The sequence below is a fragment of the Bombilactobacillus sp. ESL1097 genome (genome assembly GCF_058107205.1).
The window spans coordinates 599690-620949 of sequence record NZ_JBYLUB010000002.1 but is presented as its reverse complement, the minus strand read 5'-3'; the positions used below and the strand labels follow the sequence as shown (position 1 = coordinate 620949).

The 21260-nt window shown below is 35.7% G+C and carries 18 protein-coding genes, 2 tRNA genes and 1 CRISPR repeat array; of the genes, 2 read left to right on the top strand and 18 right to left on the bottom strand.

Translation table 11 applies throughout. The features are described from left to right. Positions 1-43: 43 nt before the first annotated feature. The 9 genes from argS to AC3B6D_RS06900 all read right to left on the bottom strand — a co-directional run bounded on the left by argS (position 44) and on the right by AC3B6D_RS06900 (position 13076). Entirely contained in the window at positions 44-1747 is a 1704-nt protein-coding gene (gene argS, locus AC3B6D_RS06940) for an arginine--tRNA ligase (protein WP_489775253.1), read from the bottom strand. A gap of 284 nt (positions 1748-2031) precedes the next feature. Then, positions 2032-2154 carry a hypothetical protein gene (locus tag AC3B6D_RS06935; protein WP_489757744.1) on the bottom strand — a complete coding sequence of 41 codons (123 nt, stop codon included), beginning with the start codon at positions 2152-2154 and terminating at the stop codon, positions 2032-2034. Positions 2155-2233: 79 nt separating this feature from the next. After that, on the bottom strand, positions 2234-3580 hold the full coding sequence (locus tag AC3B6D_RS06930) for a hypothetical protein (protein WP_489775252.1): 1347 nt from the start codon (positions 3578-3580) through the stop codon (positions 2234-2236). Between the two features lie 23 nt (positions 3581-3603). Then, positions 3604-3864: a SemiSWEET family transporter gene (locus tag AC3B6D_RS06925; protein WP_489757742.1), complete on the bottom strand. Its 261-nt coding sequence runs from the start codon at positions 3862-3864 to the stop codon at positions 3604-3606. A 167-nt stretch (positions 3865-4031) separates the two neighbouring features. Further along, positions 4032-5981: a CRISPR direct-repeat array (repeat unit 36 nt; unit sequence GTTTTTCTATTGCTAAATCTTTAAGGGTACAAAAAC). A 19-nt stretch (positions 5982-6000) separates the two neighbouring features. After that, a complete protein-coding gene (gene csn2-St / locus AC3B6D_RS06920; RefSeq protein WP_489757741.1) occupies positions 6001-7023 on the bottom strand; it encodes a CRISPR-associated protein Csn2-St in 1023 nt (340 codons plus the stop codon). Beyond that, complete coding sequence (gene cas2 / locus AC3B6D_RS06915; protein WP_489775251.1) at positions 7020-7343, bottom strand: CRISPR-associated endonuclease Cas2; 324 nt, start codon at positions 7341-7343, stop codon at positions 7020-7022. The genes csn2-St and cas2 overlap by 4 nt, the downstream gene beginning before the upstream one ends. A 44-nt stretch (positions 7344-7387) precedes the next feature. Next, on the bottom strand, positions 7388-8302 hold the full coding sequence (cas1, locus tag AC3B6D_RS06910) for a type II CRISPR-associated endonuclease Cas1 (protein WP_489757739.1): 915 nt from the start codon (positions 8300-8302) through the stop codon (positions 7388-7390). Positions 8303-8569: 267 nt separating this feature from the next. Beyond that, positions 8570-11953, bottom strand: a complete 3384-nt coding sequence (gene cas9 / locus AC3B6D_RS06905; protein WP_489775250.1) for a type II CRISPR RNA-guided endonuclease Cas9 — start codon at positions 11951-11953, stop codon at positions 8570-8572. Between the two features lie 277 nt (positions 11954-12230). Beyond that, a complete protein-coding gene (locus AC3B6D_RS06900; protein WP_489757737.1) occupies positions 12231-13076 on the bottom strand; it encodes a YitT family protein in 846 nt (281 codons plus the stop codon). Positions 13077-13159: 83 nt separating this feature from the next. Here AC3B6D_RS06900 and AC3B6D_RS06895 point away from each other — a divergent pair. After that, positions 13160-13230, top strand: a tRNA-Gly gene (locus AC3B6D_RS06895). A 94-nt stretch (positions 13231-13324) separates the two neighbouring features. Here the strand turns inward: AC3B6D_RS06895 and AC3B6D_RS06890 are convergent. Further along, the gene (locus tag AC3B6D_RS06890) at positions 13325-14167 is read right to left on the bottom strand and encodes an NAD(P)H-hydrate dehydratase (protein ID WP_489775249.1); all 843 of its coding nucleotides are present in this window, start codon (positions 14165-14167) and stop codon (positions 13325-13327) included. Positions 14168-14225: 58 nt separating this feature from the next. Between AC3B6D_RS06890 and AC3B6D_RS06885 the strand changes: the two genes are divergently transcribed. Next, positions 14226-14309 (top strand) — tRNA-Leu (locus AC3B6D_RS06885). 149 nt (positions 14310-14458) lie between these two features. Here the strand turns inward: AC3B6D_RS06885 and AC3B6D_RS06880 are convergent. The 8 genes from AC3B6D_RS06880 to AC3B6D_RS06845 form a co-directional block, all read right to left on the bottom strand. Next, complete coding sequence (locus AC3B6D_RS06880; protein ID WP_489775248.1) at positions 14459-15460, bottom strand: SIS domain-containing protein; 1002 nt, start codon at positions 15458-15460, stop codon at positions 14459-14461. Between the two features lie 21 nt (positions 15461-15481). Beyond that, positions 15482-16309 carry a PTS system mannose/fructose/sorbose family transporter subunit IID gene (locus AC3B6D_RS06875; protein ID WP_489775247.1) on the bottom strand — a complete coding sequence of 276 codons (828 nt, stop codon included), beginning with the start codon at positions 16307-16309 and terminating at the stop codon, positions 15482-15484. After that, the gene (locus AC3B6D_RS06870; protein ID WP_489757733.1) at positions 16299-17084 is read right to left on the bottom strand and encodes a PTS mannose/fructose/sorbose/N-acetylgalactosamine transporter subunit IIC; all 786 of its coding nucleotides are present in this window, start codon (positions 17082-17084) and stop codon (positions 16299-16301) included. The genes AC3B6D_RS06875 and AC3B6D_RS06870 overlap by 11 nt, the downstream gene beginning before the upstream one ends. A gap of 11 nt (positions 17085-17095) precedes the next feature. Continuing rightward, complete coding sequence (locus tag AC3B6D_RS06865) at positions 17096-17569, bottom strand: PTS sugar transporter subunit IIB (RefSeq protein WP_489757732.1); 474 nt, start codon at positions 17567-17569, stop codon at positions 17096-17098. A gap of 14 nt (positions 17570-17583) precedes the next feature. Continuing rightward, on the bottom strand, positions 17584-18012 hold the full coding sequence (locus tag AC3B6D_RS06860) for a PTS sugar transporter subunit IIA (protein WP_489757731.1): 429 nt from the start codon (positions 18010-18012) through the stop codon (positions 17584-17586). Positions 18013-18136: 124 nt separating this feature from the next. Continuing rightward, positions 18137-18859 carry a GntR family transcriptional regulator gene (locus AC3B6D_RS06855; protein WP_489769657.1) on the bottom strand — a complete coding sequence of 241 codons (723 nt, stop codon included), beginning with the start codon at positions 18857-18859 and terminating at the stop codon, positions 18137-18139. Beyond that, positions 18856-19350, bottom strand: a complete 495-nt coding sequence (locus tag AC3B6D_RS06850; RefSeq protein ID WP_489775246.1) for a hypothetical protein — start codon at positions 19348-19350, stop codon at positions 18856-18858. The genes AC3B6D_RS06855 and AC3B6D_RS06850 overlap by 4 nt, the downstream gene beginning before the upstream one ends. Positions 19351-19569: 219 nt before the next feature. Then, positions 19570-21234, bottom strand: coding sequence for a putative polysaccharide biosynthesis protein (locus AC3B6D_RS06845; protein ID WP_489757728.1), 1665 nt, complete (start codon positions 21232-21234; stop codon positions 19570-19572). Positions 21235-21260: the final 26 nt, after the last annotated feature.

Genomic DNA, 21260 nt, shown 5'->3' with positions numbered 1-21260 from the left:
CTTAATTTTACATTATATTTTGCTGCTTAGATAAAGTTTTTAATTACATTTCATCAGGTGCTTTAACCCCTAATAAGTCTAAGGCAGTTGCCAAAACCCAAGCTAGTGCTTGCACCAAGTTTAAGCGTGCTTGCAATTGGTCATCATCCACTAAAACTTTGTTATGAGCATAATAATGGTTAAACGACTTAGCCAACTTTAATGCATACTTGGCAATGACTGAAGGTTCTTTTTGTTGAGCAGCTTGTTGAATCGTTTTAGGAAAATTGGCTAAGGTTAAGACAATGTCCCAAGCTTCATCATTTAAAGTGGCGGCTGTTATTTCTGTAGTTTGGGCTTGATAATCTGCCTTACGTAAAATACTCATTGCTCGTGCATGAGTATATTGAACATAAGGGCCAGTCTCACCTTCAAAGCGCACGACTTCATCTAATTGAAAATCAAAATTATCAGTCCGATTATTTTTTAAATCATGAAAAATTACAGCACCGACACCCACTTCTTGAGCGACCTGCTTTGGATTAGCTAAGTTAGGATTTTTTTCGGCAATTTGTTTTTGGGCCAATTGCACCGAATCATGCAACACGTCTTCTAATAAGATCACCCGGCCTGCTCGTGTGGACAATTTTTTACCGCCCGAAGTGATTAAACCAAACTTAATATGTTCAATATCTTTTGCCCAATCAAAGCCCATTTTAGCTAATACTGCTTTTAATTGTTCAAAGTGCACACTCTGTTCACTACCAACAACATAAAAAGCTTTATCAAAATCGTAAGTTCGCTTACGGTATAAAGCCGCTGCTAAATCACGTGTAATGTACAAGGTAGCCCCATCAGACTTTTTAATCATCGCTGGTGGTAATTGTTCACCTAAATCAACAATCTCGGCTCCTTGGCTTTCTTGCAATAGACCTTTTTGTTCCAATAAATCAACAATTTCGTCCATTTTATCATTATAAAAGGCTTCGCCCTTATAAGAGTCAAATCTAATTCCCAATTCGTCATAAACTTTAGTAAAAGCTTTGAGTGATTCTTCGCGGAACCACTGCCACAGATGCGTAGCCTCAGCATCACCATTTTCCAGTTTTTTAAACCATTCTCGCGCTTCATCATCTAACTCAGGGTGTTCCTGATCTAATTGATGAAACTTAACATAATATTTTTGTAAATTGGTAATCGGGTCAGCTTTAACTTCCGCTTCAGAACCCCATTTTTTGTAAGCCACCATTAATTTACCAAATTGCGTGCCCCAATCACCCAAGTGGTTAATCTTAATCGGTTGATAACCTAACTTGGCTAAAATTTTGGCCAAAGAATTACCAATTACAGTGGAACGTAAATGGCCCATTGACATCGGTTTTGCAATATTAGGTGATGACATATCGATCACCATCTTTTGTTGGTTGCCCTGTTTCGTTGCACCATAATTCAATTGTTCATTAAGAATTTGTTGCAGAGTCGTTTGTGCTACGGCTGGACGCTGTAAAAAGAAGTTGACATAAGGTCCTTTAGCCTCCACCTTAGCAAAGACATTTGGATCAATTTGTTTGACTAAATCTTGCGCAATGACCACTGGTGATTGATGTAACTGTTTGGCTAATTGAAAAGTTGGAAAAGCAAAATCACCCATTTGCGTATTTTTCGGCACTTCAATCAAATTCAAAATTTGGTCAGCAGTCAAATCACTGTTCGTTAAATTTGGTTGCAAGGCTTCTTGGATGCTTACTTTGGCTTGTTGTAAATCCATAATTATCTGATCCTCCATAACATAAAAAAAGCTCTTTCATATTAAATATGAAAGAGACGAGTTAACCCGCGGTACCACTCTAATTGATTAGTAATCCACTTTAATTTAAACATATTTTAAAAAACACAAAGACACGACGGTACTTGACTGTAGCCTTTTCACACTCACAAGACCTCACTAAAACAACCAAATGTACCTTAACTCTCTGCAAAACTCATTTTAAAGGATTCAAGTTAAATTTTCAAGCAACGGTAAAAATTAGTAACCTTTAAAATAGTTTTTAATTAATGTTTTAAATGCATAATAGCTTCTTGAATTGTCTTGCCTTGTCCACTGACATTTCTGCTGGGATCAACGGCAATGAACGTTTGTGAAGCTGTATCAAGTTGAATGCGTAATTTTTTCATGCTCATTACCTCCTAGATATAATTCTGCTTATTCTACTCAGAACATATTAGGATGTCAAGCAAAAACATTTGAACTATTTTATTGAACTTGTACAGCAACTTTTGCTAAAGCTTCCAAACTATCAGCAACGTCTTGCCAATTATCCTCGAAAGGACCATAAGCCGTCTGAATCAAAGTATTGGTCGGCAAAGCGGGACACTCATTTTCACCGTTAGTACCCCAATTCTGCCAACCGGAATTAGGACGTTGAACAATTTGAAAAGCACCGGCTGCTTGCGCAGTTTGCCAAATCATTGCTTGATGCGTTTGCGTATTAATTTCGGCTGATTTAGTTGCTGGTCCCGCAAAGATAGTTTGATCAGCTACCTGGCTAACATCGACTGGTTGCTGTGAATAAGTCCATGGTCGGTCGTTAGTTTCGGCTTCTACAAATGCTTGAGCTCGAATATCTGCCAATTGCGCTTCATCTTCCGAGCGCTCCAAAGCATTTTCCCAGACTGAAAACAACCGCCAATATAAATCCCAATGTGCTGATGCCATATCGCCAGTCAACAAAGACCGAAACTTTTCAAAAGCTGTTCCTCGCGTTTGACCATCATTAACTAACGTTTGAACCTTATCAGCCAAATCATTGGCATACGGATCACCGGCACGATACCAAACGCCACTATCGGTAATAAAGCGATCAAACACTTGATGACCGATTCCACTTTCAAATTCATCACCGACGGTAATCTTATCAGTAATGGAACGATGATTAACTGTTGTTTGAAAATGATCCACATGGTAAACCCGTGAAAAGAACGGAACATTATAATAAAAAGACCAATCCAAACTAAAATGCTTACCATATAGTTCCGGTTTTAACCCGTCAGGAATTCTGCCAGATAGACGATATTTTTTAAAAATTGGGCCATCTTCCAAAGCCTGAATATCTACAATCAAGTGTTCCGCAGGATTGATTAAACCATTATCAGGGGTGAAGAATGGACCATAAAATCCGCCCATCGCATTATTACCTGATGGCAATAAATCTTTGTCTTCCTGAACTGATTTAAAATGACGTAACCCCCATTTGGAGGAACCCTCTCCCTGAGCATTACCACGGCACAATTCCAAATCAAAAACACCTGTATTCAAATGAACATAAGTATCCGTCTCTTGAGTTGATGTGATCTCCTGAATACCATCTACTTCACTAGGCTCCAAGACATGATCTAATTGCAGTTGAACATCACCTTGTGCAAAAGACACTATTGCTATAAATTTATCAGTTTCTTTTTGTAAGCGTTGACAAATAATTTCATGATTTTCTTGATCATGAGCTAACCACAAATCGCCTGAGAGATCTTCTGTAACTGAAAAAACAACTGGCACATTAATTTTGATTTTTTTAGAGGTATCACTAATTTTAATAGTTTTCATAACTAATCCTTTCTAAATTATTTTTATAAAGCTGTTAAGAAAGTAATCAAACCAAAAATTACTCCCGCACCATTACACAATGCTAGTGGAATATCACGATCTTTTTTGCATAGTGCATATATTACCCACAACAATGTGTTAAAAGCTGTTGCCAACGGTTGAATCGGACTTCCTTTCACACCGTGTAAATTGTTAATAATTTGTGGAATATACGCTACGTACATAATAATGGCAGTTATAGAAGCAATCCATCCTAAAACAGTAATGACTTTCTCAAATTTCAAATAAACATCTCCCGTGATAGATCTTTTGGTAGCGCTTTTATTTTAAGCGTAATTTCATCATAGTGCATATTGTTTAAATTAGCAAATAGCAATACTTTGATTTCACAATTGTACTTATAGAATAAAATTTGTTTTATTTTTACAATCAATGAGTTTTAATAAAAATAGTTGTTTTATTGCTAAATCTTTAAGGGTACAAAAACGCTACACAAAAGCATCACTGCCAAGCACTTGTTTTTCTATTGCTAAATCTTTAAGGGTACAAAAACAGGATTGCTTCCCAGATGAACAGCCGACAGGTTTTTCTATTGCTAAATCTTTAAGGGTACAAAAACGCTTGAGGCTTCATTAAATTCTGGTCAATTGTTTTTCTATTGCTAAATCTTTAAGGGTACAAAAACTATGGGCATTGAATCCTACTCGGAGTTTGGGTTTTTCTATTGCTAAATCTTTAAGGGTACAAAAACAAGATCCCGTTGGCGAGTTAACTAAAGCATGTTTTTCTATTGCTAAATCTTTAAGGGTACAAAAACGATATTATGGAAATTATTAACCAAAAGACTGTTTTTCTATTGCTAAATCTTTAAGGGTACAAAAACGCTTCAACCGCTACTGTTTCCCCAGTGATTGTTTTTCTATTGCTAAATCTTTAAGGGTACAAAAACCTCACCTCCTTTCAGTTTTTCTATTGCTAAGTTTTTCTATTGCTAAATCTTTAAGGGTACAAAAACATGATGTTCTAAACGACAATTACTTTTACAGTTTTTCTATTGCTAAATCTTTAAGGGTACAAAAACGAGATTTGGATAAGCTTTCTTTACAAGATAGTTTTTCTATTGCTAAATCTTTAAGGGTACAAAAACTAAGTGGCAATCGTTGGTAATCCCATACTGGTTTTTCTATTGCTAAATCTTTAAGGGTACAAAAACTGTTTTGCACCTTTATATTTCTGCTGCATAGTTTTTCTATTGCTAAATCTTTAAGGGTACAAAAACCAAGCCCTGAATTTAATTTCTGGCATTCTTGTTTTTCTATTGCTAAATCTTTAAGGGTACAAAAACAACCAACTTTTGACGCTTAGCTTGGTCAGTGTTTTTCTATTGCTAAATCTTTAAGGGTACAAAAACTCAAAAGCAAGCCAAAAGCCCGATGATGATGTTTTTCTATTGCTAAATCTTTAAGGGTACAAAAACGGCAGACACTTCAGAGTTGAGTAATTTCTCGTTTTTCTATTGCTAAATCTTTAAGGGTACAAAAACATATTGCCGACAATTTCACAATTGTGATTAGTTTTTCTATTGCTAAATCTTTAAGGGTACAAAAACAGTTGCTGGTGCTTTGGAAAGTGACTTTGAGTTTTTCTATTGCTAAATCTTTAAGGGTACAAAAACAAATAGCGAAATGAGGCATTAACCTTTTTCGTTTTTCTATTGCTAAATCTTTAAGGGTACAAAAACAATAGATAGTTAATAGCTCTTCTCTATTCAGTTTTTCTATTGCTAAATCTTTAAGGGTACAAAAACAATCAAGACCACGTGGGTGGGGATGACAGAGTTTTTCTATTGCTAAATCTTTAAGGGTACAAAAACTGCCCATCCGTAAACATTACAAACATGTCTGTTTTTCTATTGCTAAATCTTTAAGGGTACAAAAACACTTCATGGTCGATGATGTATTGACCACCAGTTTTTCTATTGCTAAATCTTTAAGGGTACAAAAACGAGCCTTGATTACTGTCATCGGTATCAGAAGTTTTTCTATTGCTAAATCTTTAAGGGTACAAAAACAGAGTGCACTTTTAAAAAACGCTTTAAGTGGTTTTTCTATTGCTAAATCTTTAAGGGTACAAAAACACGATGTACTCATCATGTCCACCTTCAGCCGTTTTTCTATTGCTAAATCTTTAAGGGTACAAAAACGAACTTTCAACGACTGTTACCTCGTGAATCGTTTTTCTATTGCTAAATCTTTAAGGGTACAAAAACGGCGATGTAATGGTCAATCATGTAACGGCTGTTTTTCTATTGCTAAATCTTTAAGGGTACAAAAACCAGGAAATAGTGGTGTTGGAAAACACGGTGGTTTTTCTATTGCTAAATCTTTAAGGGTACAAAAACCTCAAATTGAAAATAATCATTAATTTTTCAAAAAAGAGATTTCTGCATCAGTTAATAAATAATCTTCTAAATTAAATGACGTCTCATAATCCAGCAAATCATTTATTATTTTTAATAATACCAAATCTTTTGATGATAATGCAACCTCTCGCTTACTACCTATCAAGGGTAGTAACTGGGCTAAAGATTTTAAGATTTGCTGATTAGACAAATTCATCATATTGGGATAATGATTTTTTAGACTTTGAATAACAACATCAAATGGTGGTAATTGTTCAATATGAGGACCAACCAAAATTATTTTATGAATATCAGCACTGTCTAATCTGACGCCTTGAAAATCATTCGCTATATAAATAACTTGTAAATTAGTTTGAAGCATAATTTGTTTTAACTTAGTTACTAATTCTTCAATTTTATCAGTTGATAAATAACTCGTAGGGTTATACATAATTAACCACATTTTATCAGCAGTTCGTTGGGCAACAGCCGTAATTAAATTGAGATACTCATCCACTAATTCATCAGTACTCATCAATTCAATTGGCGTCATGATTTGATTTTCTTGATAACCGACTACCAAATTATTTTTTAACAATTCTAAATAATTTAAATCCCTTAAATCCACTTGCAGACTATCTGCAAAATCATCAACATAATCCTGTAGTAAAAAAGATAGTTGATATAATTCATTGTTAATATGCTCTAAATGTTGAGTAACAGCTACTTCGTTTTCCTTTTGATTCAGATAATCAAAGAACAAAGATGGTTTATGATAGATAACTTGCTGATAAATCGCTTGACGACTATTAATAAAATAAAAGTGATTATGTTTTAAATCAATTAAATGATCATCAATCAGTAACTCAATACCATTTTCACCATAAATATTGGCCTCAGAAACATCCAACTTTTGACGATAAAAATAAAAACTACGAAATATTTTCCACAGCATATCATGATTAGGACCCACGAAATAAAGAATTTGGTCTAAGTCAGCTTCCACAAATTGCTGGTCTTGATACTCAATTTGTAAATTCATATTTGCACCAGCTTTTTACTACCTACCAAGGCTTCCTGATTACTGCGACTACCAACTAAAATTTTCATATCATCAAATTGTTTCTCACTAACCGCTAATAAGCGAACTTCACCATAATTAGGCAAAAAAGCCTGAATATTATGTTCATATTTTTTACCAGCTGCACGATTGGGTAAAGTACGATAATAAACTGAATATTGTAGCATGGTAAAACCATTGCGAATTAACTCTTTGCGAAAAATTCGATATTGCCGTTTTTCATTAATTGTTTCCATGGGTAAATCAAACATACAAAGTAAGCGCATATTTTGATATTTCACCTGATCCTCCTATAAATTAACGATACTAATTCCACAAAAAAACTTTACTTAATACTATTTGCCTGAATAAAATCTTGCAAGCTAATCGTCAACAAAGCTTGTGGATCATCTGTACTCATGGCGGTCACAAACGATTGCACAAATTTCTGAATCACATGATCCATCGTCATTTTCTTATTGCTAATCAACATTTCTTGATTCATAAAATTAATTAAGCTCATCCGCGCCTCATAACTCAAATAGTCGGTTGTTGACAAGACTTGTTGATCAATCCAATAATCCATCAATGGCCGAAAGGGTTCCATTAAATCATCAGCCAAATTAAAACTGTTAAATTCATTTCGGTGAAAAATGCCTAACATTGAACTTAAGCCATCGGCTACCACACACCGCGCCACGCAGGAGCGGACAATTGCATAACCAAAGTTCATTGCATAATTAACTAACACCTCAGCATCTCTAGTAAATGAATTGCCAAACAACGAATCAAAATAAACTTTAGCTACCTGACCCTCACGATTAGTTAAATCACCATCGGTTAATTCCATGACCAATTGTTCCATCATTTCTAAGCGTTCTAATTCCACTCCCTTGTAACGGGCAAATGCAATTTGATTCAGCATTTTTTGTGCAATGACCTGTTTCCACATTCTAGCTTTCTGTTGACTAGTCCAATTAGCTTGAGCAATTACTCTTTGAGCCGAATGATGGTATTGACCATATGGCAGATACATGCCTACTGGTAAATATTTATCATCACAAATAATTAAGCCAATATTATTATGACTTAAACCCACCAACAGTTTGGTTGTAATCGTGGTGCGATTGCCTTCCAAAATAATGGTATTAATATCAGATAACGGAATATAGATTGTTTTAGATAATTTGACAATTTCTACATTATCTAATTTAAGTCGCAATAATTCTCCTTCTTTAATATGTACGATCCGCCAACCCAAAATAAACGCCTCTTTTTAGTGTTATCGCTTTCATGATAAGGCTTATTTTATTCTTTGACAATCTTTTTTTGTCAAAAATTAAGAAAACTTCTACATTGGAAAATTTTATGTAAAAAAAATGACTGCCAAAGGCAGTCAATAAATTCGGGATGAACCCTTATTTTTGTAGATCCTTAAAGATTTAGCAATAGAAAAACTTTAAGTCGCTTGAACATTCAAACATATAAGGCGTCCCTTACGGGGGTAAGTATAACACCTTTATTAGAATCAATCAAGAATATTTTGTGGCTGTTTTTCTTCTTGCTCTAGGTAGTATGGATTACCTAAAATGTCAGTATTGACTTTCCAAAGTTTACAGTCCTTGGGTACTAGCGGCTTAATAATTTGCTTGCCTTCTTTAGCGTTACCATATAGTGGAATCTTCGTCAAATAATTATCATACGAATCTAATAATTTTAATTCTGCATAATTCTTATTGCTGGTTGTCCGTGACCAAAATAGTAATTCCATTTGCTCTTTCGTTTTTAAATTTTGCACTTTAATCCGATTTTTCCGGTACAGCGAAAATAAAAACTTCGCATCAGACTGAACCCCTTCTCGTGCCTTGATTTCGAGATAATCAGCCCTTTTAATTCCGAAGGTGCCATGAACACAACTCAAATCAGAATGATTAATCCCCATGATTTGATATTCACCAGTAGCTTCGTCTAAATAAACGTCAGTGCGCCATGGTTTCAAAGATTGCAAAATAACTTGCTTATTGCGCGCGTTTTGAGGCGTAACACTAATTTTTGAGCCCATCTTTTTATCATAATACTTCAATTGCTTAATAATCGGACCATTGTTATGCTTCGCATATTTGTGCAAAAAACCATGATCGCGTCGATATAGTTCAAACGGACTAACATTTTTAGGTTTCACCTTACCTGCTTGATCAATTTCTTCTATTTGATCAGGATATTGTTGCAACACTTGCTCTAACAAAGCAAAACTTTGTGGATCTAATTTAGCCATCAAAAACTTAGATGGATCTTTATCATACACTTTTTTGAATTTGGCATAATCCGTAGCATCATAAATATTTTTAATTTTAGCAATGATATAATCTGCTGGCTGCTTATCTTTAGCTAATTGACCATTACGGACTGAATAAATAGTGTCATTACTAATCTTGCGATTCATCTTTTTATCAATTTGGTGCGAAAATTGCACTCGTGGTTTTATTTCTTGTAATTCTGTCACCAAATGACTATCAGGCAAATTCAGTAGTTGCTGATCATATTCTTTATCATCTAAAATAGCACCTGTTTTGATATCAATCGTATGTTCTGACACTTTCACTGGAAAAATCGTACCACCTGATTTTTTCCATAACTTCAAAAACGGTGTCGCGGCAATAATCGTCGCATCGACTGCATGATGATGATAAGTTTCTCGAGACTTCTGTAAATGCCAATGCTTACGCATATTAGACGTGAATTTACCCCGAATGACGGCTACTTTCGTCTTTTGGTTTTTTTCGCGGTAAAACTCTTGCAAACTATTCAAGACCACGCGTGAAGAGTAACGTGTATCAACTAAGTTACGACTAATAAAACGTTGCCGAACCTCTAAATCACTTAAATCCTCATCACATAAATAATTATCACGTTTGGCTTTAGAAAAATTGGTATTGTTTAACACTTGAGCTTCAAATTTTTTCCAACCTTGACCATGGTTCATATTAAAAAACTCATATGGTGTCTGTTTTTCTTTTTGTTGATTCATTTCTTTGTAACACAACGTTTTATTATTTAAACTATCATCGAAGGATACTGATTGGGGAATAATATGATCGATTTCAAAATTTTCTGGATAATGTAATAAATCATATGCATCAATAGTCTTACCACTATACAAACACTTATGTTGTTGTTCATACCACAGGCGAATTTTGGTATATAATTTACCACCCTGTTTACGTAACCCATCATCAACGTCTTGTTTACTGCCAACTGATGTTATAAATTCTTGCATGGCTTGATCTTTAATTTTGCGATTATTCTTTTTTAATTGATCCAGATACTTTTTCATATCCTTTTCGTTTTTGTCACGCGGCATTTCCACAACAATATAATCTGGTTGACCATATTTTTTTGTTACAGCATTCACAATTTTTAACGCTTCCCGCACGGATTTAGCGGCAACCGGATTATAAATATCCTCCGTAATCTTACGGTAGGGCAAATACTCGTCATCTTGAAAACGATGTTGATCGCGCAAAGACCAACCTTTTTCCTGAAGCAAGGTCATTTGTTCCACTGGACGCTTTTGCATTTCAGGAATTAATTCGCGCATTGTTTTAATGGAAAAGCGGTGCCATTTATTGTTACTTTTGATTTCAAACGCTGCTTTATTATCAATAATAGCCTGAATTAAACTATCGTCCAAGAAATCATATTGGGGTTGCAGCCGTTGATGCAGTTGTTTTCTAATCTCACCATCTTCAGTATTAAGCGTCATAATAAAACTTAAATCATCAAGAAAAGCCGTACTCCAAGTATTAATCTCAATATCTTGTTTTAAAAAAGCTTTGCGCATTTTCCGATAAATAGCTAAGGAATGCAGTTCTGGTTTATCGTTTTCATCCACTCGGTAACCGCGAATATCTTGCTCTTCACAATGACTAATTTTTTTAATCAATTTCATCATTGACGGATTACCCTTAGCTTGCCGTAGCTGCTCAATTAACTGCAATTTATCAGCTGGCGGCATCTTACCATCTTCATAAGTGGTAATCGTTAAATTATTTAAATCACTTAATAAATTGAATTCTTGCGCGGTATAAGAAGCGGCCGAAGCCCGCAGTTCTTCAGGATGTATTCTGTCACGCCCAATCAACTCCTCAAACAAATTATCCAAGGTCCGACCATCTGTTTTATAAATGCCATAATCCGTCCGTGATTTCTCACTACCAGGTCCTTGATAATAGCCCCGCTTACGCTGTAAAATCTTACAAAATTGTTCTTCAAATTCGGCAGTCAAAATGGTGGGATAAAATTGCCGCTGGGTAGCAATAATTTGCCGCGCTTCTTTGACAAAAGCGGCGGTGGGAAAAACATTTAGTAAAACTTGATTATTCTCAGTATTTTCAATTTTTGCACGTACTTGATTATATTTTTGCAATCGTTGCAGCTGAATTTGCGCTGGCGTCTGTGTTTGTAAGTCAGTCTCATTAATTTCTAAGCTCTGACTATAGTCACTACTGCTCTTTAGATCATCCAAGGTAAAGCTAATTCCTCGGTGCTTAACGATGTTGTATAAAGCGCTTACTAATTCCGATTGAGTTAGCTGCTGCGTTAACCCTTTAACTCGTAAAGCATACGGATTCACATTTTGCGGCAAATTAATATAATACGGATCGGTTTTGGAACGTGTAGGAAGTAACTTGGAACGTTCAAATAAATTAACCGTATCAATTCGGCGTTGTTTTTTCCGTCTTAACAATCGCCGACTTCCACGCCGATCACGCCGCGTCTCATTTTCTTCCGAAATGCTTGCGTTAAACAACCTGGAGCCCAGTTCTAGAACATGCCCTTTTTGATAATCCAGGACACTAAAACCAACTGATGATACCCCAATATCTAAGCCTAGACTGATTGATTGTGCCATAACCTTGCTCCGTTTCCTTTTAATAATTTTATTTTAACAAATAAATTAAAGAATTAATCAAAAATATTAAAAAGAAGTTGAGTATTAACTGCGGCCAACATTAAAGTACGAACTTTTACTTTAGTGCTGCGCGCAATTAAACACCAACTTCTGGCTTTTGAAACGTTATCTAAACTAAATTAACGAGAAATTCTGCTCGCCCTTAACTCTGAACTTTTACCAATCATGCATCAGCTCTAATTTAAAAGTTAACGCCTCGCAAATTTTTAATTAGGGATTAAAAACTGCCATTATGCACTTCAGCAATGCTATCCGCCAAAATAAACGCACCAGCATCAATATCAAAAATCAAATCTAAAATACTCCGATAATTTTGCGTATCGGTCACAATCATCAACATTTCTTTCGGTTCGTTAGAACGACCACCACGAACGTCAAACACCGTACTTCCTAGTTGTAGTTCTTGCTCCAAAATAGTCTGAATAGCATCCTGGTGTTGTTCACTCATAACATAAACAACTAATTTTTTATCTAAACCGGTTTGAATATAATTCATCACCATTGTGGAAATACCAACTGATAAAATAGCTAAGAAGAAATACTCAAATCCCGAAACCCAAATATTCCCCAAACAGACAATACCATCAATAACAAACAAGCTATTGGCATTGCGGATGCGAAAATATTTATTAAAAATCATGGGTGGAACCGTGGTACCACCTGCTGAATAACCTGAGCGGTAAATAATCGACAACCCAAAGCCAAAAACAATACTACCAATGATGTCCGATAACAGCGGATTTTTAATAATCATTAAATCCGGCGTGATCGCTAAAAAGAGTGGCAATACCAAACTGCCAAACGTGATTTTAGCTGCAGCAACCTTATCAAGAAAGATCAAAGTTAAAATCCACATAAATACATTGAAGATTAAAAGTGTCATGGATAGCGGCACCTGCCACAATTGCTTAACTAAAATAGCAATTCCTGTGGCCCCACCAGCAGCAATTTTATGAGGATCGAAGAACATTGAAACACTAACTGCAATTAATTCCAGGCCCACTAACACGCCCAAAATTCGCGATATTTTTTTGATGTATTTGTTTTTTCTAATTGTTATCATAACTATATTATGCCTGAAATTGAAAAAAATATCAAAAAAAATATCTATTTTGTTTAAATAGGTGTATAATAATTTTATATTTTGCGGATGTAGTTTAATGGTAAAACTTCAGCTTCCCAAGCTGGCGTCGCGAGTTCGATTCTCGTCATCCGCTTCGTAATTTTACTGACCAATGAGCCTGAAGGGCTCTTTTTTTTATTGCGCTGAAAAAAAGACACTTGACTTTGCCACGAACCAGTTTAAAACAATTATTGCCACAATTTCATAAACTGAGGTAACGCTTGAATTAAATGTGTTGGCAAAACTACGTACTGCTTTTGGGCTAATTGCTCTGCCAAATAACTATGTGCAAAAGTAGCCGCCAACACAGTTGTTGGACTCCAATCAAATTGGGCTACAAAGCCGGCCATTATCCCAGTTAAGGTATCACCCATGCCACCGGTAGCCATCGCAGGAGTTCCAGCAGTATTTTCAAAAATTTGTTGACTACCACTAAAATAAATATGGCTAGGGGCGCCTTTCAAGATCAAAGCCGTTTGGGGTAATGTTAATTGATCAAGCGTCGCCTGATTGCGCTCAAACTGTTGTTGTGATGGTAATAAATGGCTGAGCTTTTTCCATTCCATCACATGTGGTGTCAAAATCAAATGCGCCTGAATTTTTTTTAAATTCAGTTTAGTTTGCGCGATCAATCCAAAAGCACTAGCATCTAAAATCAGTGTTTGTTTGGACGTCAACAAGGTCGCCATTTGAATTAACAAATCGCCCATTGGTGCTGTGATTTGTAATCCCGGACCAAACGCTACGACATCAACAGTTTGGACCATTGTTAAAATGGCTCTTGTATCATTCAAGTCTAAGCCCATCGCTTCTGGATATGTGGTTCTTAAACTAGTGAGATTCTCTGGATCAGTAGCTAAAGTCACTAATCCGGTTCCGGTATAAAGTGCCGCACCAGTCGCCATTAAAGCCGCACCACCAAATTGTTGACTGCCTGCAATGATCAAACATTTGCCAAAAGTACCTTTATAAGAGTCAATTGGCCGCGGTTGAATGACCGTTTGTAAAATTTTTGTTGATAATTTTTCCATTTTTATCAAATCCTTAGTTACTTTCTAACACAAATTTGTTATAATAATTGTTTGTAAAGCCGTTGTGGCGGAATTGGCAGACGCGCAGCGTTCAGGTCGCTGTATGGGTTACCATGTGCAGGTTCGACTCCTGTCAACGGCATAAAATCGCTTGATCTATCAACGTTTTGCAAGCATTGGTTCACCATATGTCCGCTAAAACTATGAATTAATTTTTCAACATCAGTCTAACATATATTATATGAGTAAAGCCTATGTATTAGCTCCCAATTTGGGAGCTTTTTTGTTGAATTAATAATTTAATAAACGATAATATCTACGAGTTTTGGCGGAACGCCCCGTCTTAACTGAATACATATTAAACAAAGTATCAAAGTAGTGATTTAACGCGTATGGTTCAATAAAATCGCGCAAAGATTGGTCTAATTGATCCAATTCAAAGGCTTGCATATCAACTACCAACAAATCATTCGTAAATTGCTTGGCAAAGTTCACCACTCTCAGATCATTCTGCCGATTGCCACCACTGTTAACTACAATATTGACATTTTGCTTGCGATCGACGATTTCCATTGGCCCATGGAAAAATTCTCCAGAATGAACCGCTTGCGCTTTGATTCGTTGAATCTCCTCTAATAAGTAATTAGCAAAGCAGCAAACTTCACCCCACATTAAACCTGAACCGACCCACAACTGATGTGCTTTTAAATCAGTATTATTAACTTTATCTAAAGCTTGGGGCATTAAGGTTTCCATTCCCCGAACTAAATTAGTATCTAAAGTAGATAATTGCTTTTGGATGGTGGTCACCTGAACATTAGCCAAATTGCCTGATAAATTTAAAATTAACCAACCTAACTCAATTAAATTAGCGTCAGTGTCGATAGACTTTAAGCGTTCATCTAACAAATCAGCCTGTTCCAAAGGACTATTGTCATCACCAATAAATCCAATCATCAGACATTTTTTCTGCGCTCTAATAGTTGTTAACGCTTGGATTAGTTCATGAGTGGCACCGGTTTTGCTGCCAGCAATAATCAAAGTTTGTTCATCAATCACTGAAAAATATTCTGAAATTAATTCTTCGGGACTAACGATTAAAAACGGCATTTTTAACTGTTTGAACATCATGGGCCGCAAATCTACAAATTTCGTATAGGTGCCACCACATCCTGTAAAAATAATTTTACTAATTGACTTTGCTTGTAATTGCTCAGCCACAGTACTGACATGTTCTAATTCACTGACAGCTGCTTCATAATTGGTGATAAAAACTTGCTTATCAAAATACATTGATTTATTCTCCTCATTTAACTAAGGCTTCAAGAAGCCAAAGAATGCACCGACAACACTAATGACTAGAATTGTTAATAAAATCCAAATCATTTTAATATGCTTTTTCTTTAACAGCCAGGCAATAAAGAAGGTAACCAGCAATGGCATTAAGTCCGGCATAATTGAATTTAAAACCGATTGAATTGTTTCAGGATGCTTACCTGCACTAATTGCTACCGGAATTTTAATGACCACCATGGAAGCCACCATGGCCCCAATCACCGTATTACCTAAAATATTAATGGCGTAAGTAATCATATTCATGAGACCATTGGCCATTTTATCCACAAAAGCACTGCCTAATTGATAGCCCCACATCGTTCCATAGTAGCGAACTAATAAATTGGGAATATTATAAATTAGAATAAATAATATGGGTCCCAAAACACTGCCTTTTTGCGCTAAAGAAATGCCAATTCCACTAGCGATAATTTTCAAGCTACCCCAGAAAACAGAATCACCAATGCCAGATAAAGGACCCATTAATCCAGTTTTCATAGCGTTAATAGCACTCGGATCAAACTCAGGATCATTGGCATTTTTTTCTTCCATCGATGCCAAGACACCAGCAATAAACGGCGAAGTTGCTGAAGTACAGTTAAAAAATTCTAGGTGCCGTTTTAAGGCAGCAGTTTTATCTTCAACACGATCATATAACTTATCAATAATTCCAGACATCGTATAAGCAAAGCCCATACTCATCATCCGCTCATAGTTAAACGACGCTTCCATGGGCATACTGCGCCAAAAAATGCCACGTAAATCTTTATTAGTTAACTTTTTTTGCTCTTGAGACTTAGAAGTCATCCTCTTGTACCTCCGTCTGCGTATTCGCACTAGTCGTTGAATTTTTATGAATTTCATTCATTATTAAGTACATTATTCCGGCAAAAATGGCTCCGATAATCGATGCCGCAACCATATCTAATTTTAGATACGCGGAACAGACAAAACCTAAGAAAAAGAAGGGCGCAACACTTTTGGAAAATGACATATTGATAAGCATTGCAAAACCTACTGCCGGTAAAATTTCAGTTGTAATCGTGATTCCGTCGATTAAAGCTTTCGGAATAATTTGTACGAATGCTTTAACTAAGCCACTACCCAAAGCAAAAGAAATCGTTGTCACTAAAGTCATAACTAAAATTCTGGTCAAGGCAGCCCAGAGATGCATGTTGCCTGCAGCCTTGATTTTACCTTCATCACTTAAGTGATCAGCTTTGTGTGTCATGGCTGGAAAGACGACAACGTACAACAAATTCTTAACTAGTAAACCCAAAGTGGCAATTGGTAAAACCAATGTCAAGGCAACACTCACGCCGTAACCATTTTTTAAAGCCAGGGCTGTTGCCAAAATTCCTCCAATAATTTCATCTGGCGGGACAGTTGCTCCAACTCCCATTAAGCCCATAAAAGCTAACTCTAAAGTAGCTCCCATCAATAGTCCTTGCTTAATATCACCAAACAAAACGCCTACCAAAAAACCGGTTACAATTGGCCGTCCAATAAAAGATGATCCCAAAAAATCTTGCATATTAGCAATTAAGGAAATAATGAAAATGCCGATAACTTGTAATATCATTACCTTCTCCTTTACTTAATTAAAGCTGAAAATTCAGTGTCCGGATCATTAGGTGCCTGCTTAACTACCACTTTAACACCGTTATTTTCTAAATCCGTTAACTGTCTCACATCAGCTGCCGTTACATAGACTGATTTAGCGATACTTTGACTATTTTCTGTTTTATTAGCTAAACCTAAATCAATTAATTTGATATCTGGTGTTAACTTAGCTAAGCGATAAGCGTCATTAATTGTCTCCACGATAATAAACACTCGATATTTATCCGTCACACCACTCTTAATTGCTTTGGCAGAATCTGCAATTGATTTAAAAATCAATTTAGCACTAGCTGGTTTGGCTAATTGTAAAGTTTTTTTGCGAAAAGTATCTTGTGCTACTGCATCATTAGCAATCAAAATCGCATTCGCAGACAAATTATTGGTCCAAGCAAAAGCCACCTGGCCGTGTAACAAACGGTAATCAATTCTAGTCATTACAATCATATTCTCGTTTCTCCTTAAAAATCTTCATCCTCGACGGAATCTGCGACATCCATAACGATCTGTAAACCATCCTTGCCCATGGCAACTAATTCCTGTAATTTTTGCATTAATGTGACCGCATCAACTTGACTAGTTACATTAACGTAATTGATCAGTTCCAAGACCAAGGGCAAGTTCATTCCGGTAATCAAAAAGTAGTTATCTTCTCCTTGCACAAATTGAACTAACTCATTATTCACAGATCCTCCTAACACATCAGTTAAGAAAATAATTTGTTCATTCTTTATGGGCGTGATGGTTTTCAATAATTGCTCCTGAAAACTAAGATTGTCATCAACATAAGCTGTAATATAATGTAATTTCGGCTGTTGCCCCATAATTAATGACACCGTTTGATACATTCCTAACGCCAAAGTTGAATGACTTGCCAGTACTATTTCCACAGTTTTCACCTTCTTTATAGCCATATCTTCATTTATTAAATCTAGAGCTATTTTCAAATTCAGGCAATAAAAAAAAGACCATTTCTTAAAATGACCTCATTTTTAAAACCAATTTAGGGACCAATCATCTCTGAATTGTATTTTTATAATTAATAAAATTAGGATTATACCATGACTGTGTATATTCAACTAATTTTTTTCTTTTAGTAAAACCTTGATATTCAAAATAAAGCAAATAACGCTCTTCGGCTAACTTCAACTGCTCCGCAACAAAGGGCGCTTTTTCAACAGATTGGGCCTGAAAAATCGTATGAAACATAATTGGCTTTTTATTTCTAAAAGCCATATAATCATACAACGACAATTTTCCAAAATCATAGCGATGGGCATCTTCAAATTCTCTAAACGGAATATAAGATTTTTGAAAGGCGATTACTTGTTGTGACACCATTCTAGTCCGAATTAACTCGTAAAAATCTTCATATTTATTATCAAAAATCAATTGCAATTTTGGAGAATGATAAATGGCTTTAAATGACCAAACACGACTAGTAGTATTTCTTTTATTAATACGCATAATTTGTGTAAACGAATTGGGCGCATCATCACCAATTTTCACCAAATTGTTAGTGCCCACTTCCACTAAATACGTCCCATCACCGCGCCTTTTTTCCAAAATATTATCAGCCACTAATGAATTAATCGCATTTTTAATAGTTGTACGACTGTAACCTAATTGACTAACTAAAGTTCGTTCATTCCAAATCCGTTCATTAAATTTAAAAGTCCCACTAGTAATTAAATTGAGAATTTTTTCCTTAGCTTCAATATACAAATAGGTCTTCAATCTCCTTCTCCTTTTTGAAAAATAAATTGGTCCGGCAACAGCACTGTTTCTTCCGAGCGAATAATCGTTCCTTGATTGTTACGAAAAATTGCTTTTTCTACCAAAACTTGTAAGCGGTCAACTTCTTGTTTGAACAATTTACGTTCCTGTTCATTAGTCCATGTCAACATCACATTTTGAGTGATTTGATTAACCTGACATTGATAATCTACTAGATTTTCCAAATCCATTAAATCACTTTGATCCAATTGTGGTAAAAAGCGGTTGGGAATTAAGGAAGTGATAATGGCAGTTGGTTGCTGTTGTTCTAACAAAACGAAGACGCGCTTTCTTAAGCGGCCTATTTTTTGTGCAAACATTGTATTATAAAAACCTGATTCTGCGACTTCTTGTACGTTAATCAACTTTGGATGCTGCTTAACTTTTTGAAGAGGAGTCGTATATTTTTTTAAATCAATTACTTCCATATTATTTTCAGACCATTCTATCAATAGCGTTCCATGCTTGGTAAATTGCTTATTACTAACATATTATATACCACCGTTTAATCGCTAATTATTCAGACTTTCAGCCACTGTTTCTGATTCTAATCAACTTGTAATAGCAAAAAAATAAGGTTGGAACAATAAGATTAATGATCGTATTCTATCTAGAAGTAAACGAACATTAATTCATTATTGCGTTCCAACCTTATTGTTTTTTAAAACAGATTAATTGATATGCAATTTTTGCCGTAAATTAGCAACTTTGGAGCCTAAAATCTTCTCCGCTAAGTGCGATTTTAAAATTAAATAACCATAGATCCCAACACCTAATACAACTTCCAGGCATAATAACACAATAGCCCACGGACGACCTTGATTATTCACCAAATGATATGCAACAAAATCCAAGATTAAAATGGCTACTAACATCACAACTGTTAACATAAAAATGCCACAAGTACGGTTAATGGTCGGCTGTAATTTAAACTCAAATTTCACACACAATAATCGCAACATCAGCCAACACGTGACCGCCATGCCAATAGCAGTCGCCATTAAGGGCCCAAAACTACTAAAAATTAAAATACATGGATATTGTACAAGCATTTTAACAATAAAACCAATCACAAAATATTTAATCGCCATTTTATTTTGATATAGTCCTTGTAAAATAGCTGACAAAACCGTAAATAGCCCCAACAAGATAGCTACTACACAACTAAATTGTAACAAGTAAATCCCCAACTGATCATATCGATAAAACAAAATATACAAAGGCTTAGCTACTGCATACATGCCTAAAGCTGCCGGTAACATAACTAAGAAAAACAATTGTAAGATATTACCAATTTGATCTTGAATTTCTCTTTGGTTATGACGCGAATAAGCTGCTGACAATAAGGGGATCGCAGTAACAGCCATCGCTGTTGATAAAGAAACCACAATCATAATTAATTTATTTGCATTAAAGGCAAATAGAGCATACATGGCATTCAATGTGTCTTTACTAAAATGTTGAAACGACGACATCATTGAATTAAACGTCGACTGATCAAATAATTGGAATAAGATAATGCCAGAATCCAGAATAATAAAAGGAACTGCTTGGCGAATAATTTCTCCAAAAAAATTCTGATGACGTGTATCAATTTCAAATTTACTTTGTCGTGATAGACGGCGAATTTGCGGTAATTGTTTTAAAAAGTAAATTACCAACACTCCTAAACCAAAGACCGCACCAATGAAAGCCGCAAAGGTCGATTGCGTTACGGCACTAACATAACTGCCCTTTTGCACCTTCATAATTAAATACGTTGCCGCTAACATATAAATTACGCGCGCCACTTGCTCAATTAATTGAGAAACCGCTGAAGGTGCCATTTGTGAATAGCCTTGAAAATAGCCCCGCATGAGACTCATCAACGGAATGATTAATAACGCAATCGCCAAGGCTCTTAAAACTGGAATGGCATTGGCATTGCCATCAGCAAACCAATCACTCAAAAGCGGTGCGCCAAAATACATCAGCGCTGCACTAATTATGCCCATCCAAGCCATGATTTTGATGCCTTGTTTAAATAACTGGTTTCCCGCCGCATACTCGTTTAAAGCATTGTAATGCGCAATTTGTTTGGAAATTGCCCCGGGAATACCCGCCGTCGAAATTATCAAAAATAGACTATAGATATTATAGCCCTTAGCAAATAGGGCATTGGCCAAGGTAGCCGTTAAAACGGAACCAAACCACATATTCCACGGAATGATATAAATAGCACCCAAGACTCGCGAAAAAATACTTCCCGCCGTCATCCAAGCTGAACCCTTAATTAAATCATTTTTGCCACCAGTTACCGCAGTTGTCACTGTATTCTCTTCGACATCTTGATCCATCAAATTGATCCTCTCTAAAATTGATG

Coding starts and splice junctions, on each gene's coding strand:
- argS (WP_489775253.1), bottom strand. CDS start 1,747: ATGGATTTACAACAAGCCAAAGTAAGCATCCAAGAAGCCTTGCAACCA.
- AC3B6D_RS06935 (WP_489757744.1), bottom strand. CDS start 2,154: ATGAAAAAATTACGCATTCAACTTGATACAGCTTCACAAACGTTCATT.
- AC3B6D_RS06930 (WP_489775252.1), bottom strand. CDS start 3,580: ATGAAAACTATTAAAATTAGTGATACCTCTAAAAAAATCAAAATTAAT.
- csn2-St (WP_489757741.1), bottom strand. CDS start 7,023: ATGAATTTACAAATTGAGTATCAAGACCAGCAATTTGTGGAAGCTGAC.
- cas9 (WP_489775250.1), bottom strand. CDS start 11,953: ATGGCACAATCAATCAGTCTAGGCTTAGATATTGGGGTATCATCAGTT.
- AC3B6D_RS06900 (WP_489757737.1), bottom strand. CDS start 13,076: ATGATAACAATTAGAAAAAACAAATACATCAAAAAAATATCGCGAATT.
- AC3B6D_RS06890 (WP_489775249.1), bottom strand. CDS start 14,167: ATGGAAAAATTATCAACAAAAATTTTACAAACGGTCATTCAACCGCGG.
- AC3B6D_RS06880 (WP_489775248.1), bottom strand. CDS start 15,460: ATGTATTTTGATAAGCAAGTTTTTATCACCAATTATGAAGCAGCTGTC.
- AC3B6D_RS06875 (WP_489775247.1), bottom strand. CDS start 16,309: ATGACTTCTAAGTCTCAAGAGCAAAAAAAGTTAACTAATAAAGATTTA.
- AC3B6D_RS06870 (WP_489757733.1), bottom strand. CDS start 17,084: ATGATATTACAAGTTATCGGCATTTTCATTATTTCCTTAATTGCTAAT.
- AC3B6D_RS06865 (WP_489757732.1), bottom strand. CDS start 17,569: ATGATTGTAATGACTAGAATTGATTACCGTTTGTTACACGGCCAGGTG.
- AC3B6D_RS06845 (WP_489757728.1), bottom strand. CDS start 21,234: ATGGATCAAGATGTCGAAGAGAATACAGTGACAACTGCGGTAACTGGT.